At 66.3% G+C, this 15,687-nt stretch carries 13 protein-coding genes; 7 read left to right on the top strand and 6 right to left on the bottom strand.

What is annotated here, in order from left to right:
• Positions 1-357: 357 nt before the first annotated feature.
• The 4 genes from C8E02_RS10285 to C8E02_RS10270 form a co-directional block, all read right to left on the bottom strand.
• Entirely contained in the window at positions 358-1,932 is a 1,575-nt protein-coding gene (locus C8E02_RS10285; RefSeq protein ID WP_120810705.1) for a PhnE/PtxC family ABC transporter permease, read from the bottom strand.
• Positions 1,926-2,720, bottom strand: a complete 795-nt coding sequence (locus tag C8E02_RS10280; RefSeq protein WP_120810704.1) for a phosphonate ABC transporter ATP-binding protein — start codon at positions 2,718-2,720, stop codon at positions 1,926-1,928. Before C8E02_RS10280 ends, C8E02_RS10285 begins: the two co-directional genes overlap by 7 nt.
• Complete coding sequence (locus C8E02_RS10275) at positions 2,717-3,562, bottom strand: putative selenate ABC transporter substrate-binding protein (RefSeq protein ID WP_047965568.1); 846 nt, start codon at positions 3,560-3,562, stop codon at positions 2,717-2,719. Before C8E02_RS10275 ends, C8E02_RS10280 begins: the two co-directional genes overlap by 4 nt.
• A gap of 251 nt (positions 3,563-3,813) precedes the next feature.
• On the bottom strand, positions 3,814-4,158 hold the full coding sequence (locus C8E02_RS10270) for a hypothetical protein (protein ID WP_120810703.1): 345 nt from the start codon (positions 4,156-4,158) through the stop codon (positions 3,814-3,816).
• Positions 4,159-4,333: 175 nt separating this feature from the next.
• Here C8E02_RS10270 and C8E02_RS10265 point away from each other — a divergent pair, with 175 nt between their 5' ends.
• The 3 genes from C8E02_RS10265 to C8E02_RS10255 all read left to right on the top strand — a co-directional run bounded on the left by C8E02_RS10265 (position 4,334) and on the right by C8E02_RS10255 (position 6,639).
• Positions 4,334-5,137, top strand: coding sequence for an ABC transporter substrate-binding protein (locus tag C8E02_RS10265; protein WP_120810702.1), 804 nt, complete (start codon positions 4,334-4,336; stop codon positions 5,135-5,137).
• A gap of 75 nt (positions 5,138-5,212) precedes the next feature.
• Positions 5,213-5,950 carry an amino acid ABC transporter permease gene (locus C8E02_RS10260; protein ID WP_120810701.1) on the top strand — a complete coding sequence of 246 codons (738 nt, stop codon included), beginning with the start codon at positions 5,213-5,215 and terminating at the stop codon, positions 5,948-5,950.
• Positions 5,947-6,639, top strand: a complete 693-nt coding sequence (locus C8E02_RS10255; protein ID WP_120810700.1) for an amino acid ABC transporter permease — start codon at positions 5,947-5,949, stop codon at positions 6,637-6,639. The genes C8E02_RS10260 and C8E02_RS10255 overlap by 4 nt, the downstream gene beginning before the upstream one ends.
• A gap of 50 nt (positions 6,640-6,689) precedes the next feature.
• Here C8E02_RS10255 and lgt read toward each other — a convergent pair whose 3' ends face one another.
• The gene (gene lgt / locus C8E02_RS10250) at positions 6,690-7,487 is read right to left on the bottom strand and encodes a prolipoprotein diacylglyceryl transferase (RefSeq protein WP_120810699.1); all 798 of its coding nucleotides are present in this window, start codon (positions 7,485-7,487) and stop codon (positions 6,690-6,692) included.
• Positions 7,488-7,696: 209 nt separating this feature from the next.
• On the opposite strand from lgt, the gene ilvD reads away from it, so the two are divergent.
• The 3 genes from ilvD (at position 7,697) to C8E02_RS10235 (ending at position 13,610) form a co-directional block, all read left to right on the top strand.
• Positions 7,697-9,553 carry a dihydroxy-acid dehydratase gene (ilvD, locus tag C8E02_RS10245; protein ID WP_120810698.1) on the top strand — a complete coding sequence of 619 codons (1,857 nt, stop codon included), beginning with the start codon at positions 7,697-7,699 and terminating at the stop codon, positions 9,551-9,553.
• A 383-nt stretch (positions 9,554-9,936) separates the two neighbouring features.
• Complete coding sequence (locus C8E02_RS10240) at positions 9,937-11,553, top strand: methyl-accepting chemotaxis protein (RefSeq protein ID WP_120810697.1); 1,617 nt, start codon at positions 9,937-9,939, stop codon at positions 11,551-11,553.
• Positions 11,554-11,672: 119 nt separating this feature from the next.
• Positions 11,673-13,610: a RecQ family ATP-dependent DNA helicase gene (locus C8E02_RS10235; RefSeq protein ID WP_120810696.1), complete on the top strand. Its 1,938-nt coding sequence runs from the start codon at positions 11,673-11,675 to the stop codon at positions 13,608-13,610.
• Positions 13,611-13,808: 198 nt separating this feature from the next.
• On the opposite strand, the gene C8E02_RS10230 is transcribed toward C8E02_RS10235, so the two are convergent.
• Positions 13,809-14,657, bottom strand: a complete 849-nt coding sequence (locus tag C8E02_RS10230) for a hypothetical protein (protein ID WP_120810695.1) — start codon at positions 14,655-14,657, stop codon at positions 13,809-13,811.
• A 336-nt stretch (positions 14,658-14,993) separates the two neighbouring features.
• Here C8E02_RS10230 and C8E02_RS10225 point away from each other — a divergent pair, with 336 nt between their 5' ends.
• A complete protein-coding gene (locus tag C8E02_RS10225) occupies positions 14,994-15,545 on the top strand; it encodes a hypothetical protein (RefSeq protein WP_120810694.1) in 552 nt (183 codons plus the stop codon).
• Positions 15,546-15,687 lie beyond the last annotated feature (142 nt).

Here is a 15,687-nt window from a genome sequence, read left to right as displayed (position 1 = left end):
CCAGCCCGCCAGGCATGATCTATCGGTATACGGGAGGGTAGCTAAGGTGCTTAATTTGAAATGGTGACGGATGAGTTACACCAGCGCTGGGCTCTCGGAATGTCGGCGTGGTCTGAACGGCACGCGACCCGAAGTGGTAGTTTGTAGTTTTAAAAAGCAGCGATCAGCGTTCAAGGTCAAGGGAACTGCATAGCTTCATTGTCCAAAGTCTCCATGTGGTGACCTAAACTTCCACTTGTGGCCGACAACAGAAGTCATTCAGGCATGGCTCACCGCTCCGGCCGACAACTCGCCCCCAAAACAATGCGGCCAACCTTTCCCAAGGTTGGCCGCATTGTTTTCAAGCCAGCCGGCAGGCTATAGCAGCTTCTGCCGCAGCCAGCGGCTGAAGCTCTCCACCCCCCACGACAGCAGCAGCATGGCCAGGATCAGCGTGGCGGCGTTGGACAACTGGAACAGCGACAGCGCCAGATACAGTTGCTGGCCGAGGCCTCCGGCGCCGACCAGGCCGAGGATGGCGGCGATGCGGATATTGTTTTCCCAGCGGTACAGGGTGTAGGCGATCCACTGCGGCAGCGCCTGCGGCAGCAGACCGTAGCACAGGCAGGCGAGGCGGCCGGCGCCGCTGTGGCGCAGCGCGGCTTCCGCGTCTGGTGGCATGTTTTCCAATGTCTGCGCGAACAGCCGGCCCAGCACGCCACTGGTGTGCACCGCCAGTGCCAGCACGCCGGCGGCCGGGCCGAGGCCCAGCGCCAGCACTGCCAGCGCGCCCCACAGCAGGTCCGGCGTGCCGCGCAGGAAATTGAGCAGCAATTGCACCGGCGCGCGCAGCCAGCGCGGGCCGCGGTTGCTGGCCGGCAGCGCCAGCAGCGCACCGCCGATGAAGGCCAGCGCGCTGCCCAGCGCCGAGACCAGCAGCGTTTCCAGCACGCCGCTGCCGACCTGGACGAGGAAGTCGCCACGCAAGGTTGGCCGCAGGAATTCCTGGGCGAAGCGCCACAGCCCGGTGACATCGAACGGGGCCTCGCGCCATTGCGGCCATAGCCACAGCAGCGACAGGGTCAGCAGCAGCAGCGTGCCGGCGGCCAGTCCGGCGCCACCGGCGCGGCTGTGGATGGCGGCGCGGCTGACGCGGCTGACGCCCTCGGTCAGCGCCACCAGCGCGGCGAACAGCAGCAGCAGGCTGCCGACTTCGCCGCCGTTCAGCATCCGCATCGAGGTATCTAGCAGCAGGCCGAGGCCGCCGGCGCCGACAAAGCCCATCACCGCCGAGGCGCGGATCGCGCATTCCCAGCGGTAGACGCTATAGCTGATCAGCTCGGTCGCCGCCTGCGGCAGCAGTGCGTAGCCGAAGATGGCCAGCCGCGATGCGCCGCTGGCAGCTAGTGCCGCCGCGGCCTGCGGCGGCTGCGATTCCAGGATTTCGGCGTAGACCTTGCCCAGCATGCCGCCGTAGGCCAGCCCCAGCGCCAGCACCGCCGGCAGGCTGCCAAGTCCGGCGGCGCGTACCAGCAGCAGCGCCCACACCAGGTCCGGCACGCCGCGCAGCACGATCAAGACGCCGCGCAGCAGACGTTGCAGCCACTGCCAGCCGCGGGCCGGCGCCTCGCCGCACAGCGTGTCGCGGTCCAGCGCGCGGCTGGTCAGCAGCGCCAGCGGCAGGCCGATCAGCACCGCCAGCGCGAGGCCGCTGCTGGCAATCGCCAGCGTGGTGGCGGTTTCGCGCAGCATGTCGTGCAGGAAGGCGCCGTCGGTGCTCGGCGGGAAGAAGTCGGCGACAAAGCGCCACAGCGTGCCGGCGGTGTCGCCCTCGGCCAGCAGCAGCGGGTTGAAGCCGGTGTAGACCATCGCCGCCAGCAGCAATAGCGGCGTGGCGATGAGGCCGGCCAGCCGCGACGCGCGGGCCGGGTCGTGCAGGCTGGCGCTCAGCATGGCGCGATCCGGATGCCGCTGCCCAGCGCCGGCTCGTCGGCGGTGGCCGGCTGTTCGCCGGCGTACAGCGCCGTCAGCAGCGACGGGGTGAGCTCGGCGCGCGGCAGGTCGAAGGCGATGCGGCCGTCACGCAGGCCGATCAGGCGCGGGAAGTGGGCCAATGCCAGCTCCACCGAGTGCAGGCTGACCAGCAGCGTGGCGCCGCGCTGACGGGCATCGGCACACAGCAGCGCGACGGTATCGTCGGCCAGGCGCGGGTCGAGCGCCGATACCGGCTCGTCGGCCAGTAGTAGTTCGGGTTGCTGGTACAGCACGCGGGCGATGCCGACGCGCTGGCGCTGGCCGCCGGACAGGCGGTCGCAGCGCTGCCACAGCTTGTCGCCCAGCTGCACCCGTTGCAGCGCGTCGCGGATGGCGGCGACATCCTGCGGCCACAGCAGGCGGCGCAGTGCGGCCAACGTGGACAGCTGGCCGAGCTGGCCGGCGCCGATCGCGGTGACCACCCGCTGCAGCGCCGGCAGCGGCGGATGCTGGTACACGCTGCCGATGCGGCTGCGCAGCCGGCGCAGTGCCGGCGCGCGCAGCTGCCACGGGTCCTGCCCCAGCAGCTCTACGCTGCCGCCATCGGGACGGTGGCAGCTGTTGGCCAGCAATAGCAGCGACGATTTGCCGGCGCCGGACGGGCCGATCAGCGCCACCTGCTCGCCCTGCGCCAGTTGCAGCGACAGCGGCTGCAGGATGCGGCTGCCGCCTAGGCTCAGGCTGGCTGCGTCAAAACGCAGGCTCATTGCAGCAGGCCGGCTTCCTTGGCAGCGGCTTCGATGCCCTTGTAGTTGGCGGCCTTGGTCGGAATGAACTTGCTGGCGCGTTGCAGATCGAGAATGGCTTTGTGCTCGGGGTTGGCCGCATTCAGCTTCAGGAACGCCTGCTGGATTTTCTGCTGCAGTTTTTTATCCAGGCTGCCGCGCACCGTCCAGTTGTAGTCGAAGTACGGCGGGGTGGTGCCCAGCAGCTTGACCTTGCTCTGGTCGACCTTGCCGGCTTCGACCAGCTTGTCCCATACCGAGGCGTTCAGCACGCCGGCGTCGACCTTGCCGGAGGCAACCCAGGCCACGGTGGCGTCATGCGCGCCGGAGTAGCCGACGCTCTTGAAGAAGGTTTCCGGCTTGATGTGCTGCTTTTGCAGGAAGTAGCGTGGCATCAGGTGACCGGAGGTGGACGAGGCGGAGCCGAAGGCAAAGCTCTTGCCCTTCAGCTGCTGCAGCTTGCTGATGCCGCTGTCGGCATTGACGATGTATTTGGAGGTGAAGCGCGAATCTTCCTCGCGCTGCACCAGCGGTACCACCTTGCCGCGCTGGCTGGCCTGCACGAAGGTGAAACCACCCAGCCACGCCATGTCGATCTGGTCGGCGTTGAGCGCGGTGACCACCGCGGCGTAGTCGCTGACCGGCACGAACTGCACCTTCATGCCCAGCTCTTTTTCCAGGTACTGGCCCAGCGGCGCGAACTTGCGTTGCAGCTCGGTCGGGGCTTCGTCGGGAATGGCGGAGACTTTCAGCAGCGCTTCGGCGTGGGACAGGGTAGCGGCGGCCAGCAGCAGGCCTGCCACGGACAGTTTGGCAATGTTCATGAGCGGATTGTCTTTCGGGTTAGGCGGGCAACAGGCCGCCACCATCAAAAAAGCAGTCGCGCGGACTGCTCGGTGCAGGCGGACGATAAGCCGCCAAAGTGGCCGTATTTTATGCCAGATCGGCGCGCGCGCCTAATCGCGTCAGCATAAAACTGGGGGTGGCGCGCCGGCATTGCCGGCCGTGCGCGGCGCTTGCGGCCAACCTTGTCGCCTGCAAGGCCGCGACGGTGCGGTCGGAGGCGGCGCAGGCGTCAGTCGACGCGGTAGCGGATCCAGCCGCGTGCCTGCAGGCAGCTGCGGTAAAGGTCGTCGCGCGCGCGTTCGTTGATGTCGTAGCTCTCGGTTTCGGCGTCCTGCCAGTAGGGCAGCGTGCGGCTGCAGCGGGTGCCAGCAGGCGAGCAGAACCAGGACGGGCTGAAGCGCGGCGGTCGGATGATGCGCTCGCCCGCCAGCGGCGGAAAGGCCTGCGCCGCTTCCTTCTTGCACTGGAAGCTGTCTTCGTCGAAGTTGGCGTCGTAGCGGGTGGCGTGGCGCCACTGGTAAGTGGCGCAGGCGCTGAGCAAAGCGAGGCTCAGCAACACAAGCAGGCGGTTCATGAGGGTGTCCCGTGGCGCAATGCCGATACCCACAGTTTAGCCCGCCGCGCTGCCGGCGGGGCCGGGTGCGGTTATTCCTTTAGTGGATAAAGAATACAAAATTCATTTGTTTGTATGGCTTTGTCATCGTTTTATGATGGGCCATCTTCTCCTGACCTCTGAATGAAAGCCGACCATGAAACGCAAACTGACCCTGGCCCTGCTGCTGGCCGTGACCGCTACCTCCGCCCTGGCCGACCGCCTCGACGACATCAAGAAAGCCGGCGTGCTGCGTGTCGCCGCCTTCGACAGCAACCCGCCGTTCGGTTTCCTCGACGCGCAGAGCCGCCAGATCACCGGGCTGGATGTGGACGTGGCGCGCCACATCGCCGCCAAGATCGGCGTCAAGCTGGAGCTGGTGCCGACCAATCCGGCCAACCGCATTCCGCTGCTGGTGTCGGGCAAGGCCGACCTGATTGCGGCCAACTTCACCGTGACGCCAGATCGCGCCAAGCAGGTCGATTTCAGCCTGCCGTACTTTGCCTCCGGCCAGCAGTTCATCAGCCGCAAGGGCACGCTGGCCACGCCGGCACAGCTGGCCGGCCTGCGCGTGGGTGCGGACAAGGGCACCACGCAGGAGATCACGCTGCGCGAGAAATACCCGGCCACCAAGGTGGTGTCCTACGACGACACGCCGCTGGCGTTTGCCGCGCTGCGCAACGGCAACGTGACCGCGATCACCCAGGACGGCTCCAAGCTGGCGGCCCTGCTGGCCAATGCACCGGACAAGGACAAGTACGAGATCGCGCCGTTTACGCTGACCCGCGAATTCCAGGCCATCGGCCTGCCCAAGGGCGAGGCGCGGCTGGTGAAGGTGGTCAACGAGGTGCTGCTGGGGCTGGAGAAAAACGGCGAAGCGAAAAAGATCTACGACCACTGGTTCGGCCCCGGCACCAAGGCGCCGCTGCCGCGTGATTTCAGGATCGGCGACAAGGCCTGACCCGCCACGGACTCGGCTGATTCGTGCTGCCGCCGGGCTTGCCTGGCGGTTTTTCTTTGCTGAAGGGAGTAAATCATGACACCGCCTGCATGGCTGGGTTATGGCTGGCTGGAGTCGCATTTCATCGGCTGGATGCTGCAGGGCGCGGCGCTGACGGCGTGGCTGGCGCTGCTGGTGTGCGGGCTGGCAACGCTGCTGGGTGTGCTGCTGGCCGCCGGTTATGAGCAGCGCTGGCGCAGCGTGCGCCTGGCGGTGCGGACCTTTCTGTCGCTGCATCGCAATACGCCGCTGATGGTGCAGCTGCTGCTGTGGTACTTCGGCGTGGCCGGCTTGCTGCCGGAAGCGGTGATGTTGTGGCTGAATGCGCCGCACGAGGTGACGCTGGCCGGCTGGACGCTGGCCTGGCCGTCGTTCGAGTTTGTGGCGGCGCTGATCGCGCTGTCGCTGTACAGCGCGGCGTTTGTCGCCGAGGAAATCCGCGCCGGCATCCGCAGTGTCGCGCCGGGGCAGCACGCGGTGGCGCTGGCGCTGGGGATGACGCCGCGCCAGGTGTTCCGCCACATCGTGTTGCCGCAGGCGCTGCGCGTGGTGCGCCGCCCGTTGCTGGGCCAGTATCTGGGCGTGATCAAGAACACCTCGCTGACCATGGCCATCGGCGTGGCCGAACTGTCGTACAGCTCGCGCCAGGTGGAGAGCGAGACGCTGCTGACCTTCCAGGCCTTTGCCGTCGCCACGCTGCTGTACCTGCTGCTGGTGCTGGGCGCACAGCTGGCCGGCGGGCGGGCGCGGCCAACCTTGGGGGGCGGGCGATGACGGCGCTCGAGGTGATCAGCGCCAATCTGGACTACCTGCTGCTGGGCAGCTGGCCGGCCGGGCCGCTGGGCGGCATGGCACTGAGTGTGGTGATCGGGTTGACGGCGGCGCTGCTGGCGTCGCTGCTGGGGCTGGCGGGCGGCATCGTGCTGACGCTGGGGCCTCCGCTGCTGCGGCGTCTGGTGGCGATATCCGCCGCGCTGCTGTGCGCGATTCCGGTGGTGATGCTGATTTTCTGGTGCTACTTCTTGCTGCCGGTGCTGTTTGCCGTCGACGTGCCGGGCACGCTGACGGTGATTGCGGCGCTGGCGCTGATCGGCGGCGCCTTCCTGACGCAGGCGGTGCACGCCGGCATTGCCGCCATCGCCGCCGGGCAGTGGCAGGCCGGGCTGTCGCTGGGCTTCAGCCGCTGGCAGACGCTACGCCTGATCGTGCTGCCGCAGGCGCTGCGCATCATGGTGCCGTCCTTCGTCAACCAGTGGATCACGCTGGTGAAGGACACCTCGCTGGCCTACATCGTCGGCGTGGCCGAGCTGACCTTTGTCGCCTCGCAAGTGAACAACCGCGAGCAGGTGTATCCGCTCCCGGTATTCGCCACGGTGGCGCTGCTGTACTGGCTGTGGTGCAGCGGCCTGGTGTGGCTGGGTGCGCGCTGGGAGACGCGCTATGCCGGGGTTGGCCGCAAATGACAGCAGCCGGCCGCACCCGGCCACTGTCGGGTGCGGCCGGGTAAGCGGGGTCAGACTGGTGCCGTGTCGCGTCTGGCTGCCCAGCGGTACAGCGCGAGGCCGGCGACGATCATCGGCACGCTCAGCCACTGGCCCATGCTGATGATGTCGGACTGGCCGAAGATGCCGGCATCCGGGGTGCGGAAGAATTCGGCGATGAAGCGGAAGCTGCCGTAGCCGATCAGGAACACCGCCGACACCTGCCCCAGCGGCCGGCGCCGTGCCGAGAACAGCCACAGGATCACGAACAGCGCCAGGCCTTCCAGCGCCGCTTGGTACAGCTGCGACGGGTGGCGCGGCATGGCGTCGACGTGCGGGAAGATCATCGCCCACGGCAGATCGTGGCTGGCGATGCGGCCCCACAGCTCGCCGTTGATGAAGTTGCCGATGCGGCCGGCGGCGAGGCCGGTGGGCACCAGCGGCGCCACGAAATCGCTGATCTGCCAGAAGCTGACGCCTTTCTTGCGCGCGAACAGCAGCATCGCCGCCAGCACGCCAATAAAGCCGCCGTGGAAGCTCATGCCGCCTTTCCACACCATCAGGATCTCGGCCGGGTGCGCCAGATAGTAGCCGGGCTGGTAGAACAGCACCTCGCCCAGCCGCCCGCCGACGATGACGCCGAGCACCGCCCAGGTCAGGAAATCGTCGAGATCCTTGCCGTTCCAGCCGCAATCGGGCTGCTGTTTGATACGGACATGGCCCAGCCACAGGAACAGGCCGAAACCGACGAGGTACATCAGGCCGTACCAGTGGATGGCCAGCGGGCCAAGCTGGATGGCGACAGGGTCAAACTGGGGATGGATCAGCATTTGTCAGGTATGTGCGTTTGCGGTAAAAGGATAACTATAAATTATACGGAAAGCGTTACCGGTCGTCGCGCTGCTACCCGCCGCGCGACGCCTTCTGTGTAGAACATGCCGGCACCCGCAAGTTCTACCGGCCGGGCAATATCCCGCCTGGCCCGCGACGCGCCGCCAGATCAAAGCGACAAAGCCATTACTGCATTCAAGGACACATCATGCCTCAATACCGTTCCAAGACCTCGACTTCCGGCCGCAACATGGCGGGTGCCCGCGCCCTGTGGCGCGCCACCGGCATGAAGGACGAGGATTTCCAGAAACCGATCATCGCCATCGCCAACTCCTTCACCCAGTTCGTACCCGGCCACGTGCACCTGCACAATATGGGCCAGCTGGTGGCGCGCGAGATCGAAAAGGCCGGTGGCGTGGCCAAAGAGTTCAACACCATCGCCGTGGACGACGGCATCGCCATGGGCCACGGCGGCATGCTGTACTCGCTGCCATCGCGCGACCTGATCGCCGACAGCGTGGAATACATGGTCAACGCCCACTGCGCCGACGCGCTGGTGTGCATCTCCAACTGCGACAAGATCACTCCCGGCATGCTGATGGCCGCGCTGCGGCTGAACATCCCGGTGGTGTTCGTGTCCGGCGGCCCGATGGAGGCCGGCAAGGTCAACTGGCGCGGCAGCGAGCGCAAGCTGGACCTGGTCGACGCGATGGTGGAAGCCGCCAACGACAAGATCAGCGACGAGGACGTGGACAAGGTGGAGCGTTCCGCCTGTCCGACTTGCGGCTCCTGCTCCGGCATGTTCACCGCCAACTCGATGAACTGCCTGACCGAGGCGCTGGGGCTGTCGCTGCCGGGTAACGGCTCGATGCTGGCCACCCACGCCGACCGCAAGGAACTGTTCCTGCGCGCCGGCCGCCTGATCGTCGAGATCACCAAGCGTCACTACGAGCAGGACGATTACAGTGTGCTGCCGCGCAGCATCGCCACCAAGGCCGCGTTCGAGAACGCGATGAGCCTGGACGTGGCGATGGGCGGCTCCACCAATACCGTGCTGCACTTGCTGGCCGCCGCCAGCGAAGCCGGTGTCGACTTCAAGATGACCGACATCGACCGCATCTCGCGCAGCGTGCCCTGCCTGTCCAAGGTGGCGCCGGCAACGCAGAAGTACCACATGGAAGACGTGCACCGCGCCGGTGGCGTGGTCGCCATCCTGTCCGAGCTGGACCGCGCCGGCCTGATCCAGCGCGAGGTGCCGACCATCCATAGCGCCACTATGGGCGCCGGTCTGGAAGCGTGGGACATCCGCCGCCACGCGGCCGACAGCGAGGTGCACCGCTTCTACCGCGCCGCGCCGGGCGGGGTGCCGACCACCATCGCCTTCAGCCAGAGCATGCGTTACCCGACGCTGGACGACGACCGCGCCGAGGGCTGCATCCGTGACAAGGAACACGCGTACTCGCAGGACGGCGGCCTCGCCGTGCTGTACGGCAATATCGCCGAGCGTGGCTGCATCGTGAAGACCGCCGGTGTTGACGATTCCATCCTCAAGTTCACCGGCCGCGCCCGCGTGTTCGAAAGCCAGGATGACGCGGTGGCGGCGATTCTGGCCGACAGCGTGGTGGCCGGCGATGTGGTGGTGATCCGCTACGAAGGCCCGAAAGGCGGCCCGGGGATGCAGGAAATGCTGTACCCGACCTCGTACCTGAAGTCCAAGGGCCTGGGCAAGGAGTGCGCGCTGCTGACCGACGGCCGTTTCTCCGGCGGGACCTCCGGCCTGTCCATCGGCCACGTGTCGCCGGAAGCGGCCGAAGGCGGTGCCATCGGCCTGGTGGAAGAGGGCGATCGCATCGAGATCGACATCCCCAACCGCGGCATCCGCCTGGCGGTATCCGACGACATCCTGGCCGCACGCCGCGCGGCGATGGAAGCCCGTGGTGCGCTGGCATGGAAACCGGTCGACCGCCAGCGCGTGGTCAGCCCGGCGCTGCGTGCCTACGCCGCGATGACCACCAGTGCCGACACCGGCGCGGTGCGTGACGTGTCGCAGGTGGAACGCAAGTAAGCCATCCCCGTTGCGGCCAACCTTGGCCGCATCTCCCAAAACGGCAGCCCCCGCGGGCTGCCGTTTTTCATGGCCGTCGCGGTGCTGGTTACGATTGGTCACAGTTTGCCGGGCGCGCTGCCGCTACCATGCTGTCGCCACAGGCTTAAACAGACAATCGCGGTTTTTGATCGTGTTTCGATACAAAAGCGGACGGTCTGCGCCGGCTCAGACACTCGCGTCATGAGCCGGTAACAAGCGTGGCAGGGCTGGCGCCAGTACCGGATTTTGAGGTGCGGGCGGCCGGCCCGCGACAGACAGCATGACCTTGACCATAACAAGCAGCGGCCAAAAAAACACGCTGCACACGGCAACGAAGAGCAAACAGCAAACGGGAGAGATAGATGTTCAAAACGGTAAAAGCCCAATTCATGGCCATGGTGGGCGCAGCGGCCATCGGCATCGTGCTGATGACCATCTGGGCGTTGTTCAACCTTGGCCAGACCCTGACCGAGCAGGCGGTACGCGATACCCGCCAGCTGGCACAAAGCGCGGCCAGACTGGTGGAAAGTTACGAGGCCCAGGCGGCGACGCTGGGCGAGGACGAGGCGCGGCGGCGGGCGATGGCCGCGGTGATGGCGATGCGCTTCGGCGAGGACGGGTACTTCTTCGTCACCGACGACCGCTTCACCTACCTGGGGCACCCGATCCGTCGCAACCTGGTCGGCACCAGCATGACGACGCAGGTCGACCCCAACGGCGTCAACCTCGGCGCCGCTTTCCGCCAGGCGCTGGCCGGCGGCGGTGTCGCCGAGTACCACTGGGCCAAGCCCGGCTTTGCGCAGCCGGTGGGCAAGATCGCGGTGGTGCAGAAAACGGCGCGCTGGGGCTGGGTGATCGGCACCGGCATCTACGTCGACCATATCGACAATGCGGTGTGGCGCCAGGCGCTGTTCCTGGGTGCCGGCCTGGTCGGCCTGCTGCTGTTGCTCCTGGCCATCGGCTACGTGATCGGCCGCCGCCTGATCGGCCAGCTCGGCGGTGAGCCGGCCTACGCGGTAGAGGTGGTGGCGGCGATTTCGGCCGGGCGGCTGGATACCGCGGTCGATGTCAGCAAGGCCGAGCAGGGCAGCCTGCTGGCCAGCATCGCCGACATGCAGCAGCACCTGCGCGAGATGGTGGGGCAGGTGATCACCAACGCCGATTACCTGGTGTCGGTGGCCGACGGGCTGATGGACAACGTCGACCGCGTCGCCAGCGGTTCCGATCGCCAGAGCGGGGCGGCCACCGCGATGGCGGCATCGGTGGAGCAGATGACGGTCGGCATCAACCATATCGCCGCCAATGCCGAGCACGCGCACGAGCTGGGGCGCAATTCCGGCCAGCTGTCGCGTGACGGCGCGGCGGTGGTGCGCAAGGCGGTGGACGAGATGCGGGTGATCAGCGACGTGGTCGGCACCGCCTCGCAAAGCCTGCAGCGGCTGGTGGAGGATGTCGGCAATATTTCCTCCATCGTCGGCGTGATCCGCGATGTCGCCGACCAGACCAACCTGCTGGCGCTGAACGCGGCGATCGAGGCGGCACGCGCCGGCGAGCTGGGACGCGGTTTTGCCGTGGTTGCCGACGAGGTGCGCAAGCTGGCGGAGCGCACCGCGCAGGCCACCGGCGACATCGTCGACAAGATCGAGCAGATCCGCCGCCTGTCGGCCGATACCAGCCAGGCGATGGTGGAAACGGTGGCGCGCGTCGCCGCCGGCCGCGCGCTGGCCGACGAGGGCGGCGACGCCATCGCCAGCATCGAGGAGGCGTCGGCGGCGGTGCTGCGCGCGGTGGAGGACATCTCGCTGGCGCTGAAGGAGCAGAGCGTGGCCAGCAACGACATCGCAGTCAACGTCGAGGGCATCGCCGGCAGCGCCAGCGACAACGCCGCCGCGGCGCGCGCCGCCGCCGACGCGACGCAGAGCATGCACGGCCTTGCCGGCGAGCTGCACCAGTCGGTGACCAGGTTCCACCTCGGCTAAGCGCCGTGACCCGCCGCCGGCCAAGGTGGCGGGTACGGCTTTGACGACAGCGCTTGCGGCCAACCTTGGCAGCGGCCGGGGAGTGTGTTCTCCTTGCGCCTTTGCCGCCGGAGCCACCGATGACCCCTCCTTCCCCGCTTGACGCCGCGCTGGCGCAGTATTTCGGTTTTGACGGCTTCCGCGACGGCCAGCGCGAGGTGATCCAGCATTTGCTGGATGGCCATTCCGCGATGGCGATCTTCCCCACCGGCTCCGGCAAGTCGCTGTGCTACCAGCTGGCGGCGACGCAGCTGCCGCACCTGACGCTGGTGATCTCGCCGCTCTTGGCGCTGATGCGCGACCAGCTGGCGTTCCTGCAGCAGAAGGGCATCGCCGCTGCGGCGATCGACTCCAGCCAGAGCCGCGACGAGGCACAGCAGGTGATGGCCGACGTGCGCGCCGGACGCATCAAGGTGCTGATGGTGTCGGTGGAGCGGCTGAAGAACGAGCGTTTCCGCCGCTTTATCGCCGAGGTGCCGCTGTCGCTGCTGGTGGTGGACGAAGCGCACTGCATCTCGGAGTGGGGCCACAACTTCCGGCCGGATTACCTCAAGCTGCCGCAGTACCGCGAGCAGCTGGCCATTCCGCAGGTGCTGCTGCTGACCGCCACCGCCACCCCGGCGGTGATGCAGGACATGGCGCGCCGATTCGACATCGCACCCGAACACATCACCGTCACCGGCTTCTACCGCCCCAATCTGCACCTGCACGTGCGCGCGGTGGCGCAGGCGGACAAGGACGCGATGCTGCTGAAGCTGCTGGCGCGCACGCCGGGCGCCGCCTGCGTGGTGTACGTCACCCAGCAGCAGACCGCGGAAACGTTGGCCGCACGGCTGCAGGCGCAGGGCGTCGGCGCCGCCGCCTACCACGCCGGACTGGACAGCGCGCTGCGCGAGCAGATCCAGGACGCGTTCATGCGTGGCGACACGCCGGTGATCGTCGCCACCATTGCTTTCGGGATGGGTATCGACAAGGGCAATATCCGCCAGGTGATCCACTACGACCTGCCGAAATCGGTGGAAAACTACAGTCAGGAAATCGGCCGCGCCGGCCGCGATGGCGAGGTGTCGCTGTGCACGCTGCTGGGCAACCGCGACGGCCTGCACGTGCTGGAGAACTTCGTCTACGGCGACACGCCGCAGCAGGCGTCGATTGCGCTGGTGTTGCAGCGCATCCGCGACGAGGCGCAGCACGGGCAGTGGGAAATGACATTGTACGGCCTGTCGGCGGACAGCAATATCCGCCAGCTGTCGCTGAAGACGCTGCTGGTGTATCTGGAGGTGCAGGGCGTGCTGCAGGCGCAGTACAGCTACTACAGCGAGTATCGCTTCCAGTTGCGCGAGGACGAAGCTGCGCTGCTGGCGCACTTCAAGGACGAGCGCCGCGAGTTTGTCGCCGCGTTGCTGACACACAGCAAGCTGGGGCGCAGCTGGTACGCATTCGACTTCGACAGCTTCCTGCAGGCCTTCCCCGGCCAGCGCCAGCGTGCGGTGACGGCGCTGGAATTCATGGACGAGCGCGGCTGGCTGACGCTGGAAACCAAGCAGATGACCGAGGTGTACGCGGTGAACGACACTGCGTTCGATGTCGCCACACTGGCCGCCAGCCTCTATCGCCAGTTCCAGGCGCGCGAGGACAGCGAGCTGGCGAGGCTACAGCAGATGCTGCGCCTGTTCGAAACGGAAAGCTGCCTGAGCTTCGCGCTGGCCAGCTACTTCGGCGACAGCGCGGCGCCGCGCGAGTGCGGCCATTGTCTGGTGTGTCGCGGCAAGCCGGCGCGGTTGCCGGCAGCCCCGGCGCTGACAGCACTGGACGCCGTCACGCTGCATGGCGCGTTGGCGGCACTGCACGACAAGCTGGGCGCGGCCGCGACGCCGCATCTGGCGGCCTGCTTTTTGTGCGGTATCACCCTGCCACGGCTGACGGCGCTGCGCGCGGCACGGCTACCCGGCTTCGGCCGCTTTGCCGGCTATCCGTTTGCCCGCGTGCGCGAACTGTTGTCGGTGGAAATGGCGTAATAACCTGTTCAATGTCTGCTGCAACTGATCTCAACATGAGGCGATACGGCGTTGAAAACGGCTGCGGCAGGCGTGTTTATCTCTGGATAAACGCCGCTTCCTCAGCCGTTTTTGCCTTGTCTCGCGTGAGCTCGCGAGACTTTGAGCAGGTTCTAGGGGGAGGCGTTGCGGCCAACCTTGGCCGAAACGTTTGAATGCTCAGTAGAAGCCGAGCGCGCCGAGCAGGCTGAAGATCAGCACGAAGCAGGTGATGCCGGTCAGCAGCAGGTTGGTCTGCTTTTCCTTGTGCAGCGAGGTTTCCAGCGAGCGCTCCTGCGACTGCAGGCCGTGCAGCTTGTGCTGCAGCTCGGCGCGTTCCTCGTCGTGGCGCGACAGCGTGGTCAGCAGCGCGTTGAGCGATACCTCGGCCACCTTTTCGTTGTCCCAGCCACTGATCAGCTGCCGCACGCGGGCCTTGTGGTAACGGCCGTGCACCTGGCTGCCGTCGTCCCACTCGAAATCGAAGCCGTGCGCCGCCAGCCGGCTGTTGCGGTGCGCGCGCGCCTCTTCGCCCTCCGCCTCCGGTGCCGGCAGCACGCTGGGCAGCACACGGTAGTCCGGGTAGCGCTGTTTCAGCCAGCTGATCGCCTGCGAGTAGGCATAGCCGGACAGGCCGAGGCCGGAGATTTCCGGGCTGAGGCTGAAGCCGGATTTCGGCCCGAACGACACCGTGTGCGACGGGTGATCGACCGCCACCTGCAGGCAGTTGCGGGTGTTCATCCACTCCGACGCCTCGCCGCGCAGCGGCAGCCACTGGCTGCCCTCGGCACGGGCAAAGGTGACGAACTGGATACGGAAAAAATCGGACTGGAAGGTATGGCCGCTGCTGATGCGGCTGAACAGGTAGATCGGCACCCCGTTGTCGAGCAGCGCGATCAGCTGCTCCGCCTGCGGCGTACTGCGCCCGGCAAGATGGCTCTCGTCTTCCGGCGACGGCAGCGGGATCGCCTCCGGCTCGCTGGCGGTTTTGTCGATTTTCGGTGGCGTTTTCAGGCTTCGGCTGGACATGGCGGCATGGTTTCAATCGTGCGTGGCGGCTAGCGTACACCATTGGCTGTTATACGTCAGGAAACGAGGGCGGCTGACGTAGTGGATAAGCAAGCGCCACCTTTCGGGTGGCATGCGGCTTCTTCTGCGCCAGCATGGCAGCAGTCGCCCACGAGCGGGCGGTCGCGCACCATCTCTAGGATGGTTTCTTGCACGGATGTTCTCTACAGCAACTCGCTGAGAGTGGCCTCGGTCCAAGTGGTCGGATTGGGCTATATCTTGGTCAATAGCCAAAGAGTCATCCGGTGGCGAGGAGCTTCTTTGGTCTGATGAACCAGATCAGGAGGGCATGAGATCATGTTCAACAAGGATCGTTTTATCCAGGATTGCTTGAGCGCTATTTCCGGGGGCCATGAGGCGATTAGTGAGCTGGTGGCCGAAGCGGTGTCGGATAGCGCCGGGGTGATGGCCGAGCTTGGCGAGCCGCAACATGCCTGCCTTACGCCGCTATTCAGGTCGCCCGAGCTTACCGTCATCAGCTTTGTCTGGGCGCCGTGCATGAGCCTGATGCCGCACAATCACCAGATGTTTTCGGTGGTCGGCATCTATACCGGGCGCGAGGACAACGTCTTCTGGAAGCGGACGGGAACGACGATAGAGGCAGTCGGTGCCAAGTCGTTGGGGGCTGGCGATGTTGCCACGCTCGATAGTGACGTTATCCACTCGGTGCTGAATCCGATCGGGAAGATGACTTGTGCGATACACGTCTATGGCGGTGATTTCTTCGCTCCCCCCGTACCGCGCAGTGAATGGGACCACGAAACGCTCATCGAAGCACCATGGAATGTCGAGCACGCCAAGTCGCTGTTTCGGGAGGCCGAGGCACGCTTTCGTGCGAGCCTCGGTTAAGCAGGGCGACTCAAGGCGCTCCGGCCGTAATTGTGGCCAACCTTTGTGCGCCGGCCAAGCCCAAGCAGCGCCGCAATGAAAAATGGCTGCTTCCGTCACCGGAAGCAGCCATTTACCTTGTCAGGCCAAGCCGGCTTGCCAC

This window comes from Vogesella indigofera (assembly GCF_003633895.1).
Lineage (GTDB): Bacteria > Pseudomonadota > Gammaproteobacteria > Burkholderiales > Chromobacteriaceae > Vogesella > Vogesella indigofera.
Note: the sequence above shows the minus strand (reverse complement) of the source record. Positions and strands in the feature narration are given on the sequence as shown.

Excerpts from the sequence above, each read along its gene's own strand:
- C8E02_RS10260 (WP_120810701.1), top strand. The coding sequence starts at position 5,213 with ATGACACCGCCTGCATGGCTGGGTTATGGCTGGCTGGAGTCGCATTTC.
- C8E02_RS10235 (WP_120810696.1), top strand. The coding sequence starts at position 11,673 with ATGACCCCTCCTTCCCCGCTTGACGCCGCGCTGGCGCAGTATTTCGGT.
- C8E02_RS10240 (WP_120810697.1), top strand. The coding sequence starts at position 9,937 with ATGTTCAAAACGGTAAAAGCCCAATTCATGGCCATGGTGGGCGCAGCG.
- C8E02_RS10270 (WP_120810703.1), bottom strand. The coding sequence starts at position 4,158 with ATGAACCGCCTGCTTGTGTTGCTGAGCCTCGCTTTGCTCAGCGCCTGC.
- C8E02_RS10255 (WP_120810700.1), top strand. The coding sequence starts at position 5,947 with ATGACGGCGCTCGAGGTGATCAGCGCCAATCTGGACTACCTGCTGCTG.
- C8E02_RS10285 (WP_120810705.1), bottom strand. The coding sequence starts at position 1,932 with ATGCTGAGCGCCAGCCTGCACGACCCGGCCCGCGCGTCGCGGCTGGCC.
- C8E02_RS10225 (WP_120810694.1), top strand. The coding sequence starts at position 14,994 with ATGTTCAACAAGGATCGTTTTATCCAGGATTGCTTGAGCGCTATTTCC.
- C8E02_RS10230 (WP_120810695.1), bottom strand. The coding sequence starts at position 14,657 with ATGTCCAGCCGAAGCCTGAAAACGCCACCGAAAATCGACAAAACCGCC.
- C8E02_RS10280 (WP_120810704.1), bottom strand. The coding sequence starts at position 2,720 with ATGAGCCTGCGTTTTGACGCAGCCAGCCTGAGCCTAGGCGGCAGCCGC.
- C8E02_RS10265 (WP_120810702.1), top strand. The coding sequence starts at position 4,334 with ATGAAACGCAAACTGACCCTGGCCCTGCTGCTGGCCGTGACCGCTACC.
- ilvD (WP_120810698.1), top strand. The coding sequence starts at position 7,697 with ATGCCTCAATACCGTTCCAAGACCTCGACTTCCGGCCGCAACATGGCG.
- lgt (WP_120810699.1), bottom strand. The coding sequence starts at position 7,487 with ATGCTGATCCATCCCCAGTTTGACCCTGTCGCCATCCAGCTTGGCCCG.
- C8E02_RS10275 (WP_047965568.1), bottom strand. The coding sequence starts at position 3,562 with ATGAACATTGCCAAACTGTCCGTGGCAGGCCTGCTGCTGGCCGCCGCT.